Origin of the sequence: Nocardioides sp. S-1144 (assembly GCF_005954645.2) — a bacterium.
Classification (GTDB): Bacteria; Actinomycetota; Actinomycetes; order Propionibacteriales; family Nocardioidaceae; genus Nocardioides; species Nocardioides dongxiaopingii.
Map to the genome: position 1 here is coordinate 3,870,594 of NZ_CP040695.2, position 22,047 is coordinate 3,892,640.

Genomic DNA, 22,047 nt, shown 5'->3' on the forward strand with positions numbered 1-22,047 from the left:
GGTGGACGCCGCGGACGTGGTGCCGGGCGCGGAGCCGCCCGTGGTGCCGGGCGTGGTGCGGACCGCGGAGCCGCGGCTGCGGACCGACGCCGCGGACGGCGCGGAGGCCCGGGCGACGTGGCGACGGATCGACTCCGGGGCCGACGCGGCGCGACCGGCCCGGCCCGCACGACCACCGGCGGCGCCGACCAGGCGGGGGTCCGGGAGCGAGGCGCTCGCGGTGGCGGGCCGGATGTCCTCGGCGGTGCCCAGCGCGGTCGCCAGCGGGTGGCCGGCGTCGACGCCGTGCCGGGTGGAGCGGCGCACCGAGTAGAGGTCGCCCATCGCGACCGACGTCGCGCCGACGCGGCCGATCGACGCGGCGATGGTCGGCGCGGTCACGGGGACGGCGGCCGGCGCCGCCGGGGCGGGGGCGGCAGCCGCGGGGACGACCTCGGCGGGCGTGCCGGCGGGCGTGCCGCCCTGGGTGGCCGGGGTGGGGACGGCGGCGTCGACGCTGCGGCGGACCACGGTCGCCGACCCGGCGGAGAAGCCCGCGTCCGCTGCCGTGACGCCCGCGACCACCGGGGCCTGCCGGCCCACCACGGCCGAGCGGCGCACGTCGGCGGCGGGGGCGATGACCTGGTCGGTGCTCCACAGACGGCGGACCGGGCGGCGGGTGCTGCGCGCGAGTCCGGGGGCGGCGGCCGAGGCGGCGAGCCCCGGCGCGGTCTGGATCGGGGCGATCGGCGGCGGGGCCGACCCGCTCGGGTCGCCGGCGGCCGGGGCGGGACCCGAGGCGGCCGCGGCCTGGGCAGCAGGGGTCGCAGGAGTCGCAGGGGTCGCCCCGAGCATCCGGCGCAGGACGCCGCCGGGGCTCCGGCCGACAGCCACGGTGGATGTGGTCGGAACGGCGGCGGGTGCCGCCGGAACGGCGGCGGCAGGCCGGCCGTGCTGCTGGGCTCCGGGGGACGCGGGCGCGGGGGGTGCCGTCGTCGAGGACCCGGCGGCCGGCGCCACTGCCGGGGCCACCGCGGGTGAGGCGGTGGCGCGGACCTGCGACGGGGCGGGTGACGAGGAGGGCGAGGCGACGGGTGCGACGTCGGCCGAGGCGATAGACGCCGGGGACGACGCCGCGGTCGCCGTCGAACGACGGACCGTGCCGCCGGCCTGGCGCATCACCGGGCTGGACGCCGTCCAGCGCTCCCGGCGCGCGGCAGCGGCTCCGGCAGCGGCACCGGCACCGGTGGCCGGGGCGGCGTGGGAGCGGGCGATGAGGCCGGGGCCTGCGGCGCGCACGGCGTCGCCGTCGCGGACCGCGCTGTCGAGTCCTCGCTGCTGGGCCGAGGGCAACGCGGTCGCCGCGGCGACGGGCACACCGCCGCTCCCGGTCGTGCTGCCCGGGACCGTTGCCGCGGACGCGGCCGGAGCCGGAGCCAGGGGCGTGGTCCCGGCCGAGGTCGGGCGGCTGGGCGTCGACGCCGCGGCCAGCCCGGGCGCGGTCGAGCGCGAGCGCGCTCCCGCGCTGCTCAGCGCCATGCCGGCCGAGCGGCCGGACTGCCGCATCACCAGGCTGCCGGCCGACCACACGTCGCGGCGGGAGACGCCGGGCGGGGTGGCCGAGCGACGGATCAGGGACGGCGCCGACGCGGCGAGCGTCCGGGCGTCGCGGACGCCGCTGTCGAGCGCGGCGCGGCCGGCGGCCAGCGGCGCCGAGGCGGCCGTGTGCGTGGCGGCGGTGGCCGGGGTGCGGCGGACCATCGTCCCGAACCGGCCGGGTCCGGAGCCGAGCTGCCACGACGCGCGGCGGACGGGGCCGGCCGCCGAGGAGGGCGCCGCGGAGGCAGAGGACGAGGAGACAGGGGACGAGGCGGACGACGCGGGGGTCGACACCGCCGCCCCGGACGGACCGCTGACCGGGGCGGACGGCGGGCTCGGCGTGCCGGGCCCGGAGCCACCGGAGGAGCCACCGGACGGGCCCGCGGGCGGACCGCCGGACGGGCCGGCGGACGGGCCGGGGGGTGCCGCGGGACCGTCACCGGGGTCGGGACCGTCGGCGCGGGGCGGGCTGGTGGGGGTGGCGCTCGCGGCGGCGGTGGACGGCGTCCGCCGCACCGGGGGCGCCGGGTCCGGCGGGGGCGCGACGACGCGGCGGGTGGCCTGGAGCCGGGAGAGGTCACCGGGGGTGAGCATCGGACCGGCCGCCTGGACCTCGACGTGCCGGCGCACCTGGGCGACCTGGGCGGTCAGGCCGCCGACGATGCCGCCGGGCGTGTAGGTGTCCTCCTGGGGCACCGAGCGCGCCGCGCGGGGCAGCCGGCGCTCGGGCAGCGCCTCCACCTCGAGCGGCCGTGACGGGCTGAGCCAGGCGGGCCCGGGGGCCGGAGGTCTCGACTCGGCTCGCTGGCGCTCGCCGGCTCGACCAGCGGAGGCGGGGGCCGGCGCACTCGACTCGGCTCGCTGGCGCTCGCCGGCTCGACCAGCGGAGGCAGCTCCCGCTGTTCTCGACTCGGCCCGACCGACAGGGGCAGCTCCCGCTGGTCGAGCCGCGGGGACGGAGTCACCGCGTGTCGAGACCACCGGAGGCCCGGTCTGACGAAAGACGGGGCGGGGGTCGACGGCGTCCGCGGCGTCCGCGACGTCGTCGGCCGGGCGCGGTACCCACCAGCGCGGCGGACGGACGCCGGGGCCGCCGGGGTCGGGGCCGGCCAGCGCGCGCCGGATGTCGATCGGGCGCGAGGTGGCGGCGGCGAAGCGGGAGACCCCGGAGGCCAGCGACCCGATCCGGGACGGCAACGGGCGCCCGACCGGCGGACCGGGCAGGCGCAGACGACGGCGCACGGCACCGCCCAGCCACGGCGTGGTCGGGGGCGGGGAGTCGGCGGGGGCCGCCGGTGCGTCGGTCATGTCGGTCATCTCGGGGGGTCCGGGGTCAGGCCTGGGTCTTGGCGCGGAACCCGTGGTGGGCGATCTCGAGCTCTTCCTCGAGGGCGTCCTGGCTGGCGACGGAGAAGTCGGGTCCCTTCCACCGTACGGGGAAGACGTCGATCAGCTCCCAGGCGCGCAGCCGGGTGCCGACGTGGTCGATGGCGGTGACGGCGCCGGTCGAGCGGGTCAGCTTGTTGCCCGAGCTGGCGAACCCCTCGCCCGAGCTCTTCTGGAGCCACTCGAAGAGCGCGTTGCTGGAGGTGACGCCGCGCTTGAAAACGATGTTCGGCCAGGTCATCCGGCCGGGCACGCGGTGGCTGAAGCCGTTCTGCCCGCCCTCGCGGAACTCCTCGACGCCGACGGTGACCTGAAGCCCGTAGAGCTCGCGGAAGACGCCGATCTCGACGCCGTCCAGCTCGAACAGGAACCGGTTCGCGGTGGGGATGTCCCCGCCGAGGGGATCCTCGGCGGGGCTGCCGGTTCCGCCGCTACTGGCCATACTCACGCACCACCTGCCAGGCTCGTTCGTTCAGGGAGACGACCGCGCGCACCATCCGCACGCGGTCCATGTGCTCAAGGTCGAGCAGCTCGTCGAGCGGCCAGTGCAGGTGGTAGGCCAGGTAGGCGATCTCCTGCCACAGGGCATCACTCGGGTAGCGCATCATGCGGCGGTGCTCCTGTCCCGACGCACGCTACGACGAGCGACGCGGCAGCTCCTCGACGCTGTGCCGCAGGCTGGGTCGCTCCGACACCTGCTCCGAGACACCCGTCGGTCCGGCCGGGGCCGGAGGAGCGGTCGCGTCGTCCGCGGACCCCGGCCCGGCACCCTCGGCGGCCGGAGCCGCCGCGGGGGCCGAGGACGGGGCGGGTGCGGACGACCCGACCAGCGCACTGGACTCCTGCGCCGCGATCAGGGCGTCGAACTCCTCCTGGTTCCCGAAGTTGATCACTCCGTAGAAGTCCTGGAGGAACGCGAGGTCGACCGCGAACAGGCCCTCGATGACGTACGAGTTGATCTGCTCGAGCGAGCCGAGGCGGGTGACCACCCTGGTGAGCACCAGGATGGTCAGCCTCGGGTCGTCGGGACCCTGGACCGTGGGGTCCCGCAGCGGCGCGAGCTCGTCGCGCGCCGTCGCGAGCCGCATGACGCCCTTGCGGTGCAGGGTGCCCTCGTCGTCCACGTAGCCTCGCGGCAGCGTGAACTCGTACGTCGTGCGCAGTGAGCTCACTTGACGCGGTCGAGCCGCTCGATCACGAGGGTGATGGTCTCCTTGACCGCCTCGTTGGAGTCGGTGCTCACGGCGTCCGTGGCGATCTTGCTGGGCCAGCCCTTGGAGAAGTTGAAGCGGCCGACCTCGGCGTAGGCGCCGTCGTAGAGCACGATCGAGCCGTCCTTGCGGGTCGCGGTGCGGGCGGTGCCGCCCATGCCCTTGTCCCGGATGTCCTTGAACCACTTCCAGATCGGGTCCGACATGGCATCCATGGGGGCCATCCGGGTGATCGTGATGTCGGCGGCCTTGTTGATGTTGCCGCGGGTCTTGACCATCTCCGAGCGGCCGGTCTTGCCGACCTGCTGGATGGAGACGACGTCGGCCTCGACGTCGAGGCCGGAGACGCCGGTGAGGATGATGTTCTCGCCGGCGATCTCCAGGTAGAAGTTCTGCGCGACGATCGGGTCGGTCGCGATGAGAGACTCGTTGGGCATCTGCTAAACCACTTTCTCGGTGTGGGTGAGGGGGACGGTCTCCGGCGTCAGCCGGCGACCTGCTTCTTCTGGCTGATGCGGAACACGACGAACTCGGCGGGCTTGACCGGCGCGATGCCGACCTCGACCACGAGCATGCCGGCGTCCACGGACTCCGGCGGGTTCGTCTCCGCGTCGCACTTGACGTAGAACGCCTCGTCGGCCGAGAGACCCGACAGGGCGCCGGCGGTCCACAGACCACGCAGGAAGCCGCTGACGGTGCGGTTCACACCCTCCCAGAGCGCCATGTCGTTCGGCTCGAAGACGGCGTACTGGGTGCCCTCGAGGATGGTCGACTCGACCATGTTGAACAGGCGGCGGACGTTGATGTAGTTCCAGTCGGTGTCCGAGGCCAGGGTGCGCGCGCCCCAGATGCGGATGCCGCGGGTGCCGAACGGGCGGATGCAGTTGACGCCGATCGGGTTGAGCAGCGACTGCTCGTTCTGGGTCACCGAGCGCTCGATGTCGAGGACGCCGCGCATGGTGTCGTTGGCCGGGGCCTTCCACACGCCGCGGGTGTCGTCGGTGCGGGCCCAGACGCCGGCCACGTGGCCCGACGGGGGGATGAGGATCTCGGTCTCGCCGTTGGTCGGGTTCGGGTTCTCGACCTTGACCCAGGGGTAGTACAGCGCGGCGTAGGCCGAGTCGTACATGGCCGTCTCCGAGCGCCACTCCTTGACCTGCTGCGGGTTCATGCCGGGAGGCGCGTCGAGGACCGCCATCCGGTTGCCGTTCTGCTCGCAGTGCGAGATCAGGGCGGTCTGGACGGCCTTCCACAGACCGAGGTCGAGGCTGCCGTCCTCCTTGGTGGCCGCGGTGACGAGGTCGGGGACGATCACCATGGTGACGTCCTCGGCGACCGCGAGACCGTTGATGCCGGCGCGGGCCGACTCCGAGCCGGCGAACTTCTTGCCGGTGACGGGCACCGGGATCGGCGCGGCCTTCGAGAGGCTGTAGGTGCCGGGCTTGACCAGCTCGAGCTGGCTGGCGACGTCGGCGTCCTCGGCAAGGTCGAGGTCGACCTTGACCTTGGTCGAGGTCGCGTTGACCTTGGTGGCGACGTTCGAGTCGCCCTTGTCGAAGCTGAGGCCGGAGAACTCCTCGACCGCGACGCCGTTCTCGATGATCGTCATCGTGAAGGTCGGCTGCGCGTCGTCGTCGTCACCGGCGTCGTCCGAGGTGACCTGGACGGCGATGTTGGCGTCGGGCTCGACGCTGGTGACCGCGACGGGCAGGCCGAGGGAGCGGTCGGCGGCCGGGAGGGCGGCCGTGGCCGGCTCGCCGGCGGGCTCGGTGTTCGGCACGCGGCAGATGTAGGCGATCGAGCCGCCGTTGGCGAAGTAGCCGTAGACGGAGAGGGGGAGCATGCAGCCGGGCGCGAAGCCGCCGTACAGGCTCTCGAACTGGGTCCAGCTCGTGACCAGGCGCGGGGCCAGGCCCTGCGGGTCGTTGGGGTCGTCGGTCGGCGCCAGCTCCGTGAAGCCGACGAACGCGGCGACGGCGGTGGGGGCAGCCGAGAGGATCTTCTGAGAGGACGGGACCTCTTCGACGTACACACCGGGTGCGGTGTAGGTAGGCATGGGTTCTCCGCTTCGTGGCTTCGGGGCTTGGTGATTTCGTGGGATCCGGGAGGGCGACGGCATCACGCCCTGGCAGACACGTTCTGACAAGTCGAATCGTGGTCCGGTCGGGCGAGCCCCGGCGGGTAATGGCGGAAAGTGGTTCGATCTGACCAGGGTGCGTCCCAACCGGTCTTGACGTTTTCGCCCGCCGGAGCGCGTTCCCGCCCAGACTGGGGTCGTGACCGCCACCGCCGGGTCCTGGGGCCCGGCCGACCTCCCCGCGATCTCCCCCGCCCGCGCCGAGCGCTACGCGCTGCGTCCCGGGGAGGTGCCGCAGCTGTCGGCGTACGCCGCGGCGTCGAGCGCGCTCGGCCTGCGGGCGCGGATCGTGCTGCTCTCGGGCCGCGGGATCGGACCGACCCAGGTGGCGCGGGTGCTGGGCGTGAGCCGGCAGACAGTGCACACGTGGCGCACGCGCTACGCCGACGCCGGTCTCGCCGGACTCCACGACCAGCCGCCCAAGCCGGTCCGCGCGGCCGACGACCGCGCGATCGTGGCGGCCACCCTGGCGCCGCCGCCGGCGTCGGTCGGCGCCACGACCTGGTCGGCGCGCAGCCTCGCGGCGCACCTCGGCGTCGGGCACAGCACCGTCGCGCGGGCGTGGGAGGCCCAGGGCGTCCGGCCCAACGGCGCCGACACCTTCCGCGTCGCGACCACGCCCGAGCTCGTCGTCCAGCTGGTCGAGGTGGTCGGGCTGGTCCTGGCCCGCGACGTCCGCCTGGTCGCGCTCCTCGTGCGCGACGCCACCGCCACCGGGGCGACCCGCCACGCCCGGACCCGCTCGCCGCGCACCGGCCTGGCCCCCCTCTACCTGTACGCCGCCACCCGCGCCGCGCTGGCCGACCCCGCCGCGCACGCGCGCCGCGGCCGGCTCGACCTCGGTCGCTGGCTCGACGGCCTGGAGGGCAGCGGCACCGACGGCGCGCGGCTGTGCCTGGTCGCCGACACCGGCGACGTCCTCGCCCGCCCCGCGCTCGCGGCCTGGCTCTCGGCCCGGCCACACGTCCGCACCCACCACGCCGGCAGCACCCGCCGGTGGCTCCGCCTCACCACGGCCTTCCTGACCCTCGCCGAGTCCCGGACCACCGGTCCGGGCTGCGCACCCGAGATGGCCGGGCTCCTGCGCGGCCTGACCTCGGGCGACCTCGTCCTGCCCGCCCCCCTGGTGTGGTCCGGACCCGGGGCCCGGGTGCCGGTCCCGGCCCCACCCCGCCGCTAGCCGACCCGGTCGAGCCGGAGGCTCCCCGAGGGCTGCCGGACCGGCCCGCCCGCCGTCCACAGATGTTCGAACACCGTAGCGATTGTCTGCTGGCCGGACTAGAATGGGGCCATGCCCGCAGCCACCGCCCGGACCGCCGACCCGGCGCTGGCGGCGGTGCGCACCCACCAGGCTGCGGCCCGCCGGGCCGAGATCGCGACCCTGGTCGCGGTCCTCGACTGGGCCACCGAGCACACCACCGACGCCGACCCCGCGGCGATGACCTTCGGCGAACGTGCCCTCACCCTCGGCGGCCCCGGCTGCCCGGCGATCGAGGAGTTCGCCGCCTACGACCTCGCCGCCGCCCTCGGCTCCTCCACCGAGTCCGGGCTGAAGTACCTCGCCCGCGCCCTCGAGCTGCACCACCGACTCCCCCGACTCTGGGCCGCAGTCCTCGCCGGACGGCTGCCGGTGTGGAAGGCCGCCAAGATCGCCGACGCCACCATGCGACTCCCCCTCGACGGCGCCACCCACGTCGACGCCCGGCTCGCCCAGGCCGTCTCCACCATCACCTACGCCCAGCTCGACCGCCTCGTCGACGAAGCCATCGCCCGCCACGCCCCCGACCAGGCCACCGCAGGCAGGGACCAGCGGCACGTGCGGGTCGACCTCGACCACGCCACCATCGACGGTCACGTCCGCCTCGACGCCCTCCTGACGGTCCCCGACGCCCTCGACCTCGAACACGCCCTCCAGACCAGCGCCCAAGCCCTCGCCGACGCCGGCTGCGACCAGTTCCTCGACGTCCGCCGCTCGATCGCCCTCGGCGACCTCGCCCGCGGCGACCAACCCCTCGACCTGGCGGGACGCACGCTCGTCGTGCACCTGCACCAGGACTCACCCGACGTCGGGCGCTGCGAGACCACCCGCACCCCGGTCACCGTGGAGACCATCGAGACCTGGTGCGCCACCGCCGCGAAGGTCGTCATCAAGCCCGTCATCGACCTCGAGCAGCACGTCCACGTCGAGGCCTACGAAGCCCCCGACCGCTTGCGCGAACACGTCGAGCTGCGCGACCTCACCTGCGTCTTCCCCCACTGCCGACGCCCCGCCACCCGCTGCGACCTCGACCACGTCGTCCCGTACTCAGCCGGCGGCACCACCAGCAGCGACAACCTCGCACCCCTCTGCCGACGACACCACCGCGCCAAGACCCACAGCCACTGGACCTACCGGATGACCGACCCCGGCACCTACCACTGGACCGCACCCTCCGGCCTCACCTACCGACGAGACCACCACGGCACCACCCCACTCGACCCACCACCAGCCGAGCCGGCCGAGCCCTGACCACCCCGCCCCGCACCCCGCCCACGGCGGGGCCCACCGGCGCGCGGTCAGGTCGTGAGGAGTCGGGACAGAGGACCGTCAGCCCATCGACGTGCGGACGGCGCCGGGCATCGTGATGCTGATGACGCCGCCCCACGCGCAGGTGCACATCGAGCCGGCCGTGACGGCGGGCAGCCCGCCGACGAGCGTCCTCGGGGCGCCGGGCGCCCAGGGCGCCGGGACGACCGGGACGCAGGGCATGGGGGTGAGCACGCCGAGCGCGGCGGCGGTGGCGGCGGCCACCATCGGGTTGGTGAGGCTGGTGCACATCCCGAACGGCGCGATGTTCACCCCGGGCGCGATGTCGGGGATGGTCGCGACCGGGCGGCCCTCGACGGTCACCCGCTTGGCGGGGATCACGTTCAGGGTCGACGGCGCGACGCCGAAGGTGCAGGTCAGCATCGCGCCGGTCACCGCTGCGGGGTTGCCCATGGCTGTCTCCTGGTCACGTCGGTCAGAGCCCGGTGCCCTTGACCGACTCGTCGAGCTGGCGCCCGGCCTCCATGACCAGGCAGACGACGGCACGGTCGCCGGACTGCCAGGAGCGCGGGGACGGGTAGAGGTAGGTGAAGTAGAAGCGGGAGTCGAGGTAGTCGACGCCGACGTAGCCCTTGAACTCCTCGGCGCAGCGGCCGTCGGCGAACGCCGTGAGGGCGTCGTCGCCCGGGAAGACGTCGCCGTCGACGTCCTGGTCGGCCGGCTCGTAGTCGGCGACCGCGTAGGCCTCCTGGTCGTGCGGCTCGTCGCACGCCACGGTGGAGATGTCGCTGATCTGGGCCTTGATCTCCTCGGGAGCGTTCACGCAGTCGCCCACCTCGAGGTCGAGGACCGGGTTCTCGTCGCCGTCGTCGTCATCGCCGCAGCCGGCGAGCGCCAGCACCGCGAGGCACACCGGCACGACGAGCCGCGCGAACCGGCGGGTGTGGGGAGCGTTCACGTTCCCGGTCACGACCTCTCGCTCTCGACGGCCCGGCCCCGGCAATCTAGTCGCGGCCCGGTGCCCGTCGCGGGCGAATGCGGAGATTGCCCGCACGCACCCCGTCGGCGCGCCTACATTGGCCCCGACCCCCCACCCGAGGAGAGCGCACGTGTTCATCAGGTACGTCGACGAGGGCCTCGAGCAGCTGGTCCGCCGTCGCCTCCCGCTCCCCGAGGACGTCGGCGACGTCAGCTTCGACACCCCCACCTCGACCTGGGCCGCCCAGCTGTCCCGACTCACGGTGAACCTCTTCCTCTACGGCCTCGACCGCAGCAGCCAGCCCACCCGCACTGCGCAGGCGCGCGTCGACGCGTCGGGCCGCGCCGAGCGCCGCGCCCCCCTGCCGATGGTCGAGCTCGACTACCTCGTCAGCGCCTGGGCCGGCAGCCCCCGCGACGAGCACCAGCTGCTCAGCGACGTCGTCAGCCTCTTCGCCGGCGTGCCGGTGCTCCCGCTGGACCTCACGCACGCCAACCTGAACTCGACCGTCACCCTCGGCTTCGGCAGCGACCCCACGATGCGACCCCGCGAGATCTGGCAGGGCGTGAGCGGACAGCTCAAGGCCTGCGCCGTCATCCGGGCCACCGTCGCCGCCGACACGTGGGACTGGGAGGACCAGGCCGCCGCCGTCGAGCGCGTGTCGGTGCTGGCCGCGCCGAAGCAGATCTGACACGGTCCGACCCGTCGGGTCGTCGTCGCCCCGGCGGGTGCACCGCGTGCGGATGGGGAGAGAAGTTTCCTCATTCTGCCTCGCGGCGCTGCTCCCTGCTCCTACTGTGCCTGGTGTTGCCCCCCTCGTCCTAGGCCCCCGGCAGGTACCCGTGCTCGGCTCCGTCCCCGCCCTCCACTCGCGGCACTCGTGCGTGCCCGCGAGGCGCGCCCGATGAGACTGGTGACCGAGCACCTCGTCCTGCAGGCCGACCCCGGCACGACCATCGAGATCCCGGTCGACGTCGTCAACACCAGCGACCTCATCGACGGCGTCACCGCCCGCCTCATCGGCCTCCCGGACGCCGCGACCCGGATCGAGCCGCAGCTGCTGCCGCTCTTCCCCGGCGCCGAGGGCCGCCTGGTCATGCACGTCGACGTCCCGCCGTCGCTGACCGCGGGCAGCCACCCGGTCACCGTCGAGGTCGTCTCCCACGGCAGCGGCGCGCCGACGCAGCACCTCGACCTCGACCTGTCCGTGGCCGCCCACCCGGCGCTGCGCCTGCACCGCACGCCGCAGCTGATCCGGGCCCGGCGCTCCGGCCGGTTCCTGCTCGACGTGGAGAACACCGGCAACACCGCGCTCGACGTCACCCTGGCGGCGTCCCTGGAGGACGGCCGCAGCACCGCGCGGTTCAGCTCGGAGCGGCTCACCGTCGACCCGGGCACCCGCACCCCGGTCATCCTGGTCGTCAAGGGCCCGCGGATGATCACCGGCGCCGAGATCGACCGCACCGCCGCGATCAACCTCACCGCCAGCCGCGCGCACTCGATCGCGGCCATGGAGGAGACCGAGCAGGACCCCGACCTGGTCGCCGAGACCCGCGTCGTCCTCAAGCAGCGCCCGACGCTGAGCCGCGGGCTGCTCACCGCGCTGATCCTGATGGGGATCATCGCGGTGTGGGCCGCGATCTTCGTGCTCGGCCTCGCGCAGGTCCTCGGCGGCGACCCGGTCACCAAGAAGGTCGCGACGTCGTTCTACCCGGCCGACCGCGTGGAGAACGTCGCCGCGACGACGCCCGAGGGCGCCCTCGACAAGGAGGACGGCCTGGTCGACCCCGAGATCGGCGGCACGATCCAGGGCGTCGTCACCGCCGCGAGCAACCTGCAGCCGGTCGGCCGGATCCTCGTCCAGGCCTGGCGCGACGGCCGCGACGGCCCGGTGCTGGTCAGCTCGGCGGCCACCCAGGCCGACGGCAGCTACCGCCTCGTCGGGCTCTTCCCCACCAGCTACCGGCTGCGCTTCGTCGCGGCCGGCTACGAGCCGGCCTGGTGGAGCGACCGCGGCGCGGTCGGCCGGGGCCGCGCCACCGCCGTCCCCGTGCCCGCGCAGGGTGAGGCCGAGGGCCTGCAGAACATCGTCATCACCGGCCTGGACGCCTCGATCACCGGCGTCGTCGACCAGGGCGCCTCGCTGACGTCGCTGCCGACGACCGTCGTGGCCCGCTCCCTCGACATCCCCGACGCCCCGACGGTGCGCACCACCACCGACGGCGGGGGCACCTACCTGCTCCGGGGCCTCCTGGCCCCCTCGCGCTACGAGCTCAGCTTCACCACCGAGGGCTACGAGGTGAAGACGACGACCACCTCCGTCGCCGGCGGCGAGAAGCGGCTGCAGCCGAGCGTCGTCCCGGCCTCCGCCGACGGCCGGATCACCGGGCGGGTCGAGCTGCCCGACGGCACCCCGGCCGGCGGCGTCACCGTGACCACCACCGTCGAGGGCGAGACGGTCGCGGTCGTCACCCCGACCGTCGGGGCGGTCGGCTCGTTCACCCTCGAGAACCTCCCCACCCCGGCGACCTACGTGCTGACCTTCACCTCCGAGACCTACGGCGCCGACACCACCATCGTCGACCTGGACGCCGGCGCCAGCGAGGACGGCGTGGTGGTGCAGGTCGAGGCCGGCACCACCAGCGTCACCGGCTACCTGCGCGGTCCCGACGGCAACGGCCTCGGCGGCGCGACCGTCACGGTCGGCGGCGTCGCCGCGACCGAGGACGGCACCACGACCCCCACCACGACCACGCTGACCTCCGGCGACGTCGGCCGGTTCAGCCTCAGCGGCCTCGCGGCCCCCGGCGACTACACGCTCACCTTCACCCTCGAGGGCTACGCCCCGCGCAGCGTCCCGGTCTCCCTCGACGGCGTCAGCCCGCCGCCGGTGGTCGAGGTGCAGCTGAACAACAAGCTCGGCGGCATCGCCGGCCAGGTCTACGGCGCCACCGACAACCCCTACGTCGGCGCACAGGTCACCATCACCAACGGCCTCACCACGTGGACCGCGACCAGCGGCGGCGCCGGCAGCATCGACGGCAACGGCGGGTACCGGGTCGAGGGTCTGCCCTCGGGCACCTACAGCGTGACCGTGACCGCCGAGGGGCTGCGCCAGCAGACCGCGATGGTCGTGGTCATGGAGGGGCTGACGTCCTTCCAGGACCTCGCCCTCGGCTCGGGCGGCGGCTGAGGTGCACGTCGACGTCTCCCCCCGTCAGTTCGACGTGATCGCGGGCATCCCCCAGCCGATCGTCGTCACGCTGAGCAACACCGGCGACGTCATCGGCGGCTACACGCTCCGGGTGCTCGGCGCCGACCCCTCCTGGGTCGGCATGGACGACGCCGAGATCACCCTGTTCCCCGACGAGACCCGCACGGTCGTGGTGACCCTGGAGGTCCCGCCCGGCATGACCGCCGGCGACCGCCGGGTCGCCCTGCAGGTCCGCGAGGTCACGCCGCCGTTCGCCAGCATCGTCGAGGACGTCGTGCTCTCGGTTCCCGAGGCGCCCTCGGTCACCGTCACCGCCGACCCGGTGGTCGTCTCGGCCGGGCGCACCGCCAAGCTCAGCATCCTGGTCGCCAACGAGGGCAACACCCGCGTCAGCGGCCGGATGCACGGCCAGGACCCCGAGGGCCGCGTCCGGTTCGAGTTCAGCCCGGGGACCGTCGACCTCGCGCCCGGCGAGAACACCATGATCGACCTGCGCGCGCGCAGCCGTCGTCCGCTGACCGGCAGCCCCGTGATCCGCCCGCTCGAGCTGCGGATGCTCGACGAGGCCCAGAGCAGCGCCCTCGACCGCGCCCAGGAGGAGCCGGTCGCCGCCGGCGTCGCCGCGGACGCCGGCGAGCCCGCCCCGCGACCCAGCGCGGCCCAGAAGCTGAGCCCCAAGCTGCGGCGCAAGCGCCCGCCCCTGGTCGGCGACGACGTGCCGGCGCAGGCCCAGGCGACGTTCGTGCAGCGCGCGACCATCTCCCGCGGCGGGCTGTCCCTGGTCGGGCTGCTCGTCGCGGTCACCGTGTTCGCCATCGTCATCACCCTCTCCCTCGGCCAGCTCGTCGGGCGCTCCGCCGAGGACCGCGACCTCGCCCTCGCGATCGCCGCCGCGGGCGACGCGAGCGCGACCGGCGGCTCCGCCCAGGTCGGCGGCACCGTCCGGCTGCTGACGTCGAGCGAGCCGGTCGAGGGCGTCGAGGTCAGCGTCTTCGCCGCCGACGACACCGAGAGCGCGCGCGGCACCATCGCCACCGACCGCAACGGCGCCTGGAAGGTCGCCGACCTCCCCGCCGGCGACTACAAGTTCTCCTTCCGCGGCGCCGGCTTCGTGCAGCTCTGGTACCCGACGGCGCTCGACGCCGCCGACGGCCAGACGGTGACCGTGGAGTCCGGCGGCCAGCAGCTCTCGCTCGACGTCGACCTCGGCGGCGTCCCGGCCTCGATCAGCGGCACCGTCGTCGGCGCCGACGTCTCCAACGCCACGCTCACCCTCAAGGCGCCCCTCGACGCGACCAACGCCGGGGCGGGGGCCAACGCACCCATCCCGGCCGACGGCGTCGACAACCCCTCGGTCGACGTCGCCTCCGAGGGCGCGACGGTCACCTCGGTGCCGATCGGCGACGACGGCACGTTCTCGCTCACCGACGTCCCCTCCCCCCAGACCTACGACCTGGTCGTGGAGAAGGAGGGCTACGCCACCTCCACCCAGCGCATCGACGTCAGCGCCGGCGAGGAGCGCGAGGACGTCGAGATCACCCTGCGCCAGGGCGACGGCGTCATCAGCGGCACCGTAAGCTCCGCGACCCAGAAGGTCGAGGGCGCCACGATCACCGCCACCGTCGGCCAGACCTCGGTGACCACGACGTCGCAGACCGGCGCCCAGGGCGGCGACTTCACCCTGCGCGGCCTGCCGACCCCGGCCGCGTTCACCCTGGTCGTGAGCCAGGAGGGCTACGCCTCCCAGACCCTCACCGTCGCCCTCGGCGAGGGGCAGCGCCTGACCGGCGTCGCGGTCAACCTCGACAAGTCCTCCGGCGAGCTCTGCGGCAAGGTGATCTCGGTCCTCGACGACCTGCCCGCCCCCGACGTCACGGTCACCGTCACCGACGGCAGCCAGACGGTGCAGACCGCCACCCAGTCCGACGACTCCGCGGGACCGGCCTGCCCGACCGTGCCCGGCACCAACTGGAAGGCCTCCGGCCTCCCGCTGCCCGGCGACTACACGATCACCTTCGCCCGCGCCGACCTCGAGTCGCAGACGGTCGCCGTCGCGCTCGACGGCGAGGGCAACGTGTCGGCCGACGCCGAGAACAGCGCCGTCGTCAACGGCGTCATCACCGTGCGGCTCCAGGCCTCCACCGCCGTCGTCTTCGGCAAGGTGACGCAGTCGCCGACGCGCGGCGTCGCCGCCGAGCCGGCCGGCGAGACCGTCGTCCAGCTGATCTCCAACACCGCCACCTACAGCGTGGTGGCGGCCTCGGTGCCGGCCGCGTCGGCCGGCGACTACCGCTTCGATGCCGTGCCCCCGGGCACGTACACGCTGCAGACCAGCAGGAGCGGCGTCACGCCCACGACGGAGACGCTCACCGTCGAGGCCGGCCAGGAGTACGAGCGCAACCTCAAGCTCGACCCGCCGGCGTCCCTCAGCGGCGTGATCACCAACGCCCGCCCCGGGTGGGTCGTCGAGCTCTACCGCTCCTCTGCGTACCCGAGCCAGACCTACCTCACCACCACCGTGGTGATGAGGGAGATCCGCGGCCGGGGGTGTCCCGAGAACATGTGCGCCTACTACGAGTTCCTCGACATCGACGCTCCGCAGACCTACGTGATCCAGGTCCGACGCACCAGCGGAGGCGCGCCCCTGGCCACCGCCCGGGCCGAGGTCAACCGCAGCGAGCCCCAGACCAAGGACTTCCAGGTGCGTTCCGATGGCTGACCACTCCCCGCACGCCCCGCTCCCGCCGGGAGTCACCACCGCGCCGGTCCTCCGGACGGCGGCCGGCGTCGAGCTCGCGGTGCCGGTGACGGTGACCAACACCGCCGCCGCCCCCCGCGTCCTGACCGTGACCCCGCTCGGCGTCGACCCCGTGTGGGTCGTCGGCCCGCCGCTGCGCACCGCGACCCTCGGGCCCGGTGCCTCGCAGGAGCTCACCGTCGCCCTGCACCCGCCGCAGGGCACGCTGCCGGCGTCCTACCCGCTCGTCGTGACCGTCCAGGCCCTCGACCCCGCGACCGGGCTCACCGACGGCAGCCGGCCCGGTCTCGCCGAGACGACCCTCCTCGTCAACCCGCGCACGACCCTCTCGGTCTCCCTCGAGCCGGCGGAGCCGTCCGCGATCGCCAAGGCCCGCTTCACCGTCGTCGTCCGCAACGGCGGCGGCGTCGCCACCGACGTCGCGCTCAGCGTCACCAACCCCTCGATCGGCTACGTGAAGCTGCGCCGGCAGCTGGTGACCGTGCCCGCCCAGGGCGAGGTCCGCGTCGGCGCGCGGGCCCGGATGAACCGCCCCCGGATGGCCGGCTACGGCTCGCGCGCGGCGTTCGCGGTCACGGCGAGCGCCACCGAGTCCGTGCGGCACACCGTCGGCACCCTGCACCAGCGCGCGCTGATGGGCCCGTGGGCCCTCAAGGCCGTCGCGCTGGTCGCGGTGCTCGCCGTCTGGGCGGCCGCGGCGCTGACGCTCATCCCGATGCTCTCGGAGAAGATCTCATCCTCCTCCTCCGACGAGGCCACCACGGCCGGCGCCACCACCGACGGCGAGGACGGCGAGGACGGCGGCGAGGACGGCTCGGGCGGCGAGGACGGCGGTGCCGGCGGCTCCGGCGCGGCACCCACCGCGGCGGGCGGACCCGGCCTGATCAGCGGCACGATGCTGGGCGAGGCCCCCGCCGGCGTGACGGTCCGCCTGGAGTCGAAGGCGCTCGTCGACGAGTCGATGCAGCAGGGCGTCCGCACCGTCGGCACCTCGGAGGACGACGTCGCCGGCGAGGGCAAGCGGCTCGCCGCGGCCGCCGTCGCGGCGCTGCCCAGCGAGAGCGACGCCCGCACCAAGACCACCCCCGAGAACGGCGCGTGGGCCTTCCAGGACGTCCGCAGCCCCGGCTACTACCTGCTCACCATGTCGAAGCCGGGCTACCAGACCCAGCGCTTCGTGGTGAACAGCGCCAGCGAGGCGGCCAAGGAGCCGCTCGAGGTCGAGATGGTCCCCGGCAGCGGCGCCCTCCGGGGCCGCATCACCGGCCCGGGCGGACCGGTCGGCGGCGCCCAGGTCACCATCACCGACGGCATCAACACCGTCACCACGAGCACCAACTCGCAGGGCGACGTCGGGGCCTGGTCGATCACCGGCCTCTCCACGCCGAGCACCTACGTCGTCGTCGCGACGCGCCACGACATGAGCAGCGAGGCGGCCTCGGTGCGGGTCGAGCCCGAGGAGACCCGCACGGTCGACCTCACCCTCACCCCCGGCGTCGCCCTCCTCACGGGCAAGATCAAGCGCTACCTGCCGGACGGGTCGAAGGGCCCGCTGCTCGGCGCCACGGTGTCGGTCAGCGACGGCGAGGGCAACATCCGCACCGCCACCACGCTGACCGAGGAGCCCCAGGGCAAGTTCTTCCTCTCGGGCGTGCCGGTCCCCGGCAGCTACACCGTCACCATCAGCGCCCCCGGGTTCCAGTCCGAGAGCCGGCAGGTCGACCTGGTGCCCGGACGGCGTCCCGACCCCGTCTCGACGCTGCTGCTCAGCTCCTCGGGCCGGCTCGTGGGGGACGTGACGATCGCCGAGGAGCCGGCCGCCGCCCCCGCGGCCACCCCCGTCGCCGCGCGCGGCCGGGCCCGCGAGCCGGTGTCCTCCGGGGTGCCGCTGCGCGCCACCGGCCTGGTCCTGACCAACAACGAGGCCACGTACAAGACGACGAGCTCGTCCGGCAAGGACACCTCGTCCTACGCCTTCACCGGCGTCGAGCCGGGCGTGTACTCGCTCTCGGCCGAGTACTTCGGCTACGTCTCGCGCCAGCTCACCGTCCGGGTCACCGCCGGCGGCGAGAAGCGGGCCGACCTGGTCATGGAGCCCGTGGCCGACGGCATCTCGCCCCAGACCTCGACCGTCCGCGGCACCGTGGTCGACGTGGCGACCGCCGAGCCGATCCGGACCTGCGACGACGGCCGGCCGGTCAACCCGGAGGGCTGCCTGGCCGCGACGCTCGACGAGAACGGCAACGGCGTCGCCGACCCGGAGGAGTTCACGACCCGCTTCGGTCCCGAGGACGCCTACACCCTGCCCGACCCCGCCGACGACCTCTGCGAGGAAGCCGTCTCCGCCGGCCGCACCTGCGGCATCGCCCCCGGGCTCTACACCGTGCTGGTCGAGGCCCCCGGCTACCTCCCGAAGTCGCTCGACGTCCAGGTGGCCGAGCGCAGCAACGTCACCGCCCCCGTCGCCGAGCTGACGGCGGTCCCCTCGGTCACCGGGCGGGTCAGCCTCGCGCCGTTGGTCGGCGAGGACTTCGAGGCCCTGGACCCCCAACCCGCCCAGCCGATGCCCGTCACCTGCGTGTGGATGCAGGTCGACGGCACGACCGGCGCCCTGCCCGACTGCACCACCGCCGTCGCTGCGGGCGCCGCGAACGACGCCGCCGCCCAGGCCGACGTGGACGCCTGCCTGCCCGGCGCGTTCTACCAGGTCGGTTCGCAGCCGGGCCGGACCCGCTGGTGCGCCGCCATCGGCGAGGACGACCGGTTCACCATCGAGGCCCCGCGCACCGGCGCCTACACCCTGACCACCGTCCCCGCCGACAAGGAGTACATCGTCTCCCGCTCCGGCACGCTCCTGCTCGACGGCGGCGCCGAGCAGTACAACCCGGTCCTCGACCGGCTCGGCCAGATCATCGTTCGCTCGCTGCAGCCGGAGCCGATCCCCGGCGACGGCGTGGACGACCCGACGGATCGTCTCGTGCCCAGCGACCCGCGGCCGACCCTGACCCTGACCCCGGAGCCGCCGGGCCTGCAGCAGGCGCCCGAGCCCGAGACCGGCGTCACGCGGATCTACCGGGTCCAGCCGGGCTCCTACACCGTCACCGGCACGAGCGGTGCCTACAGCGGCAAGGTGGACGCCGACGTCGTCTACAACCAGGTGCTCACGCTCCGGCTGGCCCTGATCGACCCGATCCCGAACTTCGTCGGCAAGGTCGTCGGTCGCATCGACGGTGCCCCGGTCCCGCTGAACGGCATCCCGGTCCTGCTGCGCGGGGCGACCTCGTTCTCGGACACGGGTGTGCCCGGCTACAGCACGACCGAGCCGACCACCGGAACCGACGGGTGTTTCGCCGTCGAGGCTCGGGAGACCCCCCCGCTCCTCGGATGCACGACCGGGTGGAACGACTCGAACCGGACCGTCATGGGCTTCCTCACCGACACGATGAACAGGATCATCGTGCGGGGCGAGGCCGCGGGCTGGGAGCCCTACCAGCGCACCAAGCAGCGGCTCGTCGTGGGCGGACTCAACACCTTCGAGCTCGCGCCCGCCCCGGTCGACGTCGACGTCGCGGTGACCGTGACCCCGTCGGCCACCACCTCGCCGTTCACCCTGCCCGTCCCGGTCACGGTCGTGGACCCGCCCAACGGGCGCAGCGTCACCGCCCGGCTGGTCGCCGACCCGCTCCAGGCCTCGCGCGGCGTCCTCGAGTGGGACGACGAGGGCGACGACGCCCAGGGCGACGCCCTGCCGCCCGGCCGCGCCATCCCCGGCACCTACCCCCTCAGGATCGAGCTCGAGGGCTACGTGCCCTTCACCGGCACCCTCACCTGCGCCGTCGGCGGCTCGTGCTCCTTCGGCGGCGCCGTCGTCCTGGAGAGGCTCGGGAAGATCGAGCTCACCGTGCGCGGGCGCGACGGCGAGCCCGTCACCGGCGCCGTCATCACGCGGAGCGTCGACGGTGTCGAGGACTCCTTCGAGCAGACCCTCGGCAGCAGCAGCACCACGACCTACGACCGGGTCGTGCCGGGGACCGACACCCGCACGCAGTTCTCCGTGCGGGCCCCGGGCTACGAGCACGCCACGACCCGACTGGTGCAGAACTCGAGCGACGCCGTGCGCCTCGACTGCGAGACCGGGCCCGACCCGACCCGGGTCACCGTCGAGCCCGGCGGCACCACCCGCTGCGACCTGATCCTCACCCGGCTCGGCACGATCCAGGGCGACGTCCTCGCCAACCTCGGCGTCCAGGGCGGCCCCGCCAGCGAGGTCCGACACCCCGAGGACGTCGTGGTCACCGCCGCGCTGTGCACGAACCCGGTCGCCGGGGGGTGCACGGCGGTCTCCGAGCAGGCCGACGAGGTGTTCACCACGACCACCGACGAGGACGGCGCGTTCGTCGTCACCGGCAGCAACCAGGTCGGCCGATCCGGGCTCGCCGAGGGCACGTGGGTGCTCACCGCCGCGGTCCCCGGCTTCGACCAGCGGACCAACCCCGGCAGCGTGCGCGGGCGGGTCGTGCAGGTCGAGCGCGGCGTCCAGACCGCCGACGTCGACGTCTACGCCACCGCGGTCGCGCTCTCGGTCACCGTCCAGGACGCCGTGGCGACCGTCGACGACGCGAGCGTCGTCGTCCGCCTGACCCAGAACGACGACGAGGTCCCCACGGCCGGCGACCCCACCGCCTCGCTCGTCGGCACGGGCGCCGGGGCGCGCTACGTCTTCGACGCCGTCGTCCCCGGCACCTGGACGATCGTGGTGACCGGCCCGACGATCGTGCGCACCACCCAGGACACCACCCTCGTGCCCGGTGACCCCACGCAGGCAGACACCGTCACCGTCGAGCGCACCGAGGCCTCGATCGAGGGCGTCGTCACCGTCGGCGGCTCCGACTCCGACGCCGGCGACGTCGCCGGCGGGGCCACCGTGACCCTCACCTGCACCGACCGTGCGGTGGTGTTCTGCCCGCTCGACCAGCCCGCCCGCGGCACCGAGGGCCAGGAGCTGACCACCACCACCAGCCCCGACGACGGCAGCTACCGGATCGAGAACGTCCCGGCCGGCAGGTACGTCGTCACCTTCACCAAGACCGGGTTCGAGCCCTCGTCGTCGCCCGAGACCACCTTCGCGAGCAGCGCCGTGATGGTGCTCGACCACGCGCTGGTGCCGACCCGCCGCTTCCTCGACGTCACGCTCACCTCGAGCGCCGGCGCCGCGGAGAACCTGTCCGGCACCGTCCTCGCGCTCGAGCCCCTCGGCGGCACCGTCAGCCCCGACCTCGCCCTCACCCTCACCGGCGGCGGCACCGGCTCCTTCCAGCAGGTCCGCTCCGGCTGCTACCAGGTGAGCCTCACCCAGGGCGCCGGCCACCTCGGCACCCTGAGCGGCCCCACCGGCCGCGGCGACACGTCCGGCTGCCCGGCCGGCGCCGCCGGCACCACCGTGGTCCGGGTGCCCGACGGCACCTCCGACGAGCGCAGCGTCCTGGCCTGGACGGTCCAGGCCGCCCGGTTCGGCTACACGCTCAGCGCCGACGCCTGGGAGGGCCACGCCGAGCCCACGACGTCCCTGCGGATCGTCCGGGCCGCCGGCGGCGGGTTCGACCGCACCGTCGCGGCCCCGGCCACGACCACCGGCGAGCTCTGGGTGCCGCCCGGCCGCTACGACGTCACCCCGGTTCTCGCCGGCGTCCCCGCCCAGTGGTGGCCGGTCACCACCTCCACGGTGGACGTGCCCACGGCGTCGCCGGCGACCTTCGCCCTGGCCGAGTCGCTGTTCGAGGTCACCGTGCGGATCGAGGGGTTCGCCGGCGGCACCGCGAACATCCAGGTCTCGCCCGGCACCGGGCAGGACGGCGCCGCGCCGAGCCCCGCCTCCCTCTCCACGAGCACCGGCGAGGTCGTCCTCACCCTCCCCCACGGCGCCTGGCTCTTCGAGGGCGACTGGGCCGACGGTCCCGACTCGGTCCAGGTGACCGTCACCGGCCCGACCAGCGTCACGCTGCGACCCGCACCGGCCGACCCGGACCCCGCGCCCGCCCCGGCGCCCGACGCGGCACCGGACCCGGCGCCCGCACCTGACGGGACCGACGGGACCGGTGGAACAACCGATGGGACCGGTGGAACCGACGGGACCGACGGGACCGACGGGACCGACGGGACCGACGGGGAGCTCGCGCCGTGACCCGGCGGACCGGACGCCGGCTGCCGGGCCTCGTCTCGACCGCCCTGACCGGGGCCCTCGTCGGAGCGCTGGTCGC

General features: G+C 74.5%; 15 protein-coding genes. 8 read left to right on the plus strand and 7 right to left on the minus strand.

Annotated features, from left to right (window positions below; genetic code table 11):
- Window position 1: 1 nt before the first annotated feature.
- Window positions 2–313 carry a hypothetical protein gene (locus FE634_RS18275; protein WP_148240852.1) on the plus strand — a complete coding sequence of 104 codons (312 nt, stop codon included), beginning with the start codon at window positions 2–4 and terminating at the stop codon, window positions 311–313.
- Between the two features lie 51 nt (window positions 314–364).
- Window positions 365–2,257, plus strand: a complete 1,893-nt coding sequence (locus tag FE634_RS18280; RefSeq protein ID WP_148240853.1) for a hypothetical protein — start codon at window positions 365–367, stop codon at window positions 2,255–2,257.
- Window positions 2,258–2,911: 654 nt separating this feature from the next.
- On the opposite strand, the gene FE634_RS18285 is transcribed toward FE634_RS18280, so the two are convergent.
- From FE634_RS18285 to FE634_RS18300, 5 genes are read right to left on the minus strand one after another with little or no spacing between them, the layout of a single operon-like run.
- Window positions 2,912–3,406, minus strand: a complete 495-nt coding sequence (locus FE634_RS18285; RefSeq protein WP_137294545.1) for a phage tail protein — start codon at window positions 3,404–3,406, stop codon at window positions 2,912–2,914.
- Window positions 3,396–3,572 (minus strand): DUF6760 family protein, encoded by a 177-nt coding sequence (locus FE634_RS21215; RefSeq protein ID WP_167736569.1) that lies wholly within the window; start codon window positions 3,570–3,572, stop codon window positions 3,396–3,398. The genes FE634_RS18285 and FE634_RS21215 overlap by 11 nt, the downstream gene beginning before the upstream one ends.
- A 27-nt stretch (window positions 3,573–3,599) precedes the next feature.
- On the minus strand, window positions 3,600–4,136 hold the full coding sequence (locus FE634_RS18290; protein WP_222847615.1) for a hypothetical protein: 537 nt from the start codon (window positions 4,134–4,136) through the stop codon (window positions 3,600–3,602).
- A complete protein-coding gene (locus tag FE634_RS18295) occupies window positions 4,133–4,612 on the minus strand; it encodes a phage tail protein (RefSeq protein ID WP_134766694.1) in 480 nt (159 codons plus the stop codon). Before FE634_RS18295 ends, FE634_RS18290 begins: the two co-directional genes overlap by 4 nt.
- Before the next feature lie 47 nt (window positions 4,613–4,659).
- Entirely contained in the window at window positions 4,660–6,231 is a 1,572-nt protein-coding gene (locus FE634_RS18300) for a phage tail sheath family protein (RefSeq protein ID WP_137294538.1), read from the minus strand.
- Window positions 6,232–6,451: 220 nt separating this feature from the next.
- Between FE634_RS18300 and FE634_RS18305 the strand changes: the two genes are divergently transcribed.
- On the plus strand, window positions 6,452–7,492 hold the full coding sequence (locus FE634_RS18305; protein WP_148240854.1) for a helix-turn-helix domain-containing protein: 1,041 nt from the start codon (window positions 6,452–6,454) through the stop codon (window positions 7,490–7,492).
- 111 nt (window positions 7,493–7,603) lie between these two features.
- The gene (locus FE634_RS21730) at window positions 7,604–8,821 is read left to right on the plus strand and encodes an HNH endonuclease signature motif containing protein (protein WP_148240855.1); all 1,218 of its coding nucleotides are present in this window, start codon (window positions 7,604–7,606) and stop codon (window positions 8,819–8,821) included.
- A gap of 78 nt (window positions 8,822–8,899) precedes the next feature.
- Here the strand turns inward: FE634_RS21730 and FE634_RS18315 are convergent, their stop codons facing one another.
- Complete coding sequence (locus tag FE634_RS18315; RefSeq protein WP_137294530.1) at window positions 8,900–9,292, minus strand: DUF4280 domain-containing protein; 393 nt, start codon at window positions 9,290–9,292, stop codon at window positions 8,900–8,902.
- Window positions 9,293–9,314: 22 nt separating this feature from the next.
- A complete protein-coding gene (locus FE634_RS18320) occupies window positions 9,315–9,809 on the minus strand; it encodes a septum formation family protein (protein WP_246060815.1) in 495 nt (164 codons plus the stop codon).
- Between the two features lie 139 nt (window positions 9,810–9,948).
- Between FE634_RS18320 and FE634_RS18325 the strand changes: the two genes are divergently transcribed.
- From FE634_RS18325 to FE634_RS18340, 4 genes are all read left to right on the plus strand, one after another.
- Window positions 9,949–10,509: a DUF4255 domain-containing protein gene (locus FE634_RS18325; RefSeq protein ID WP_170981633.1), complete on the plus strand. Its 561-nt coding sequence runs from the start codon at window positions 9,949–9,951 to the stop codon at window positions 10,507–10,509.
- Window positions 10,510–10,722: 213 nt separating this feature from the next.
- Window positions 10,723–13,011: a carboxypeptidase-like regulatory domain-containing protein gene (locus FE634_RS18330; protein WP_148240858.1), complete on the plus strand. Its 2,289-nt coding sequence runs from the start codon at window positions 10,723–10,725 to the stop codon at window positions 13,009–13,011.
- Between the two features lies 1 nt (window position 13,012).
- Window positions 13,013–15,751, plus strand: coding sequence for a carboxypeptidase regulatory-like domain-containing protein (locus FE634_RS18335; RefSeq protein ID WP_137294526.1), 2,739 nt, complete (start codon window positions 13,013–13,015; stop codon window positions 15,749–15,751).
- The gene (locus tag FE634_RS18340) at window positions 15,744–21,971 is read left to right on the plus strand and encodes a carboxypeptidase-like regulatory domain-containing protein (protein WP_148240859.1); all 6,228 of its coding nucleotides are present in this window, start codon (window positions 15,744–15,746) and stop codon (window positions 21,969–21,971) included. The genes FE634_RS18335 and FE634_RS18340 overlap by 8 nt, the downstream gene beginning before the upstream one ends.
- Window positions 21,972–22,047 lie beyond the last annotated feature (76 nt).

Coding starts and splice junctions, on each gene's coding strand:
- FE634_RS18280 (WP_148240853.1), top strand. CDS start 365: ATGGTCGGCGCGGTCACGGGGACGGCGGCCGGCGCCGCCGGGGCGGGG.
- FE634_RS18285 (WP_137294545.1), bottom strand. CDS start 3,406: ATGGCCAGTAGCGGCGGAACCGGCAGCCCCGCCGAGGATCCCCTCGGC.
- FE634_RS21215 (WP_167736569.1), bottom strand. CDS start 3,572: ATGATGCGCTACCCGAGTGATGCCCTGTGGCAGGAGATCGCCTACCTG.
- FE634_RS18295 (WP_134766694.1), bottom strand. CDS start 4,612: ATGCCCAACGAGTCTCTCATCGCGACCGACCCGATCGTCGCGCAGAAC.
- FE634_RS18300 (WP_137294538.1), bottom strand. CDS start 6,231: ATGCCTACCTACACCGCACCCGGTGTGTACGTCGAAGAGGTCCCGTCC.
- FE634_RS21730 (WP_148240855.1), top strand. CDS start 7,604: ATGCCCGCAGCCACCGCCCGGACCGCCGACCCGGCGCTGGCGGCGGTG.
- FE634_RS18315 (WP_137294530.1), bottom strand. CDS start 9,292: ATGGGCAACCCCGCAGCGGTGACCGGCGCGATGCTGACCTGCACCTTC.
- FE634_RS18330 (WP_148240858.1), top strand. CDS start 10,723: ATGAGACTGGTGACCGAGCACCTCGTCCTGCAGGCCGACCCCGGCACG.
- FE634_RS18340 (WP_148240859.1), top strand. CDS start 15,744: ATGGCTGACCACTCCCCGCACGCCCCGCTCCCGCCGGGAGTCACCACC.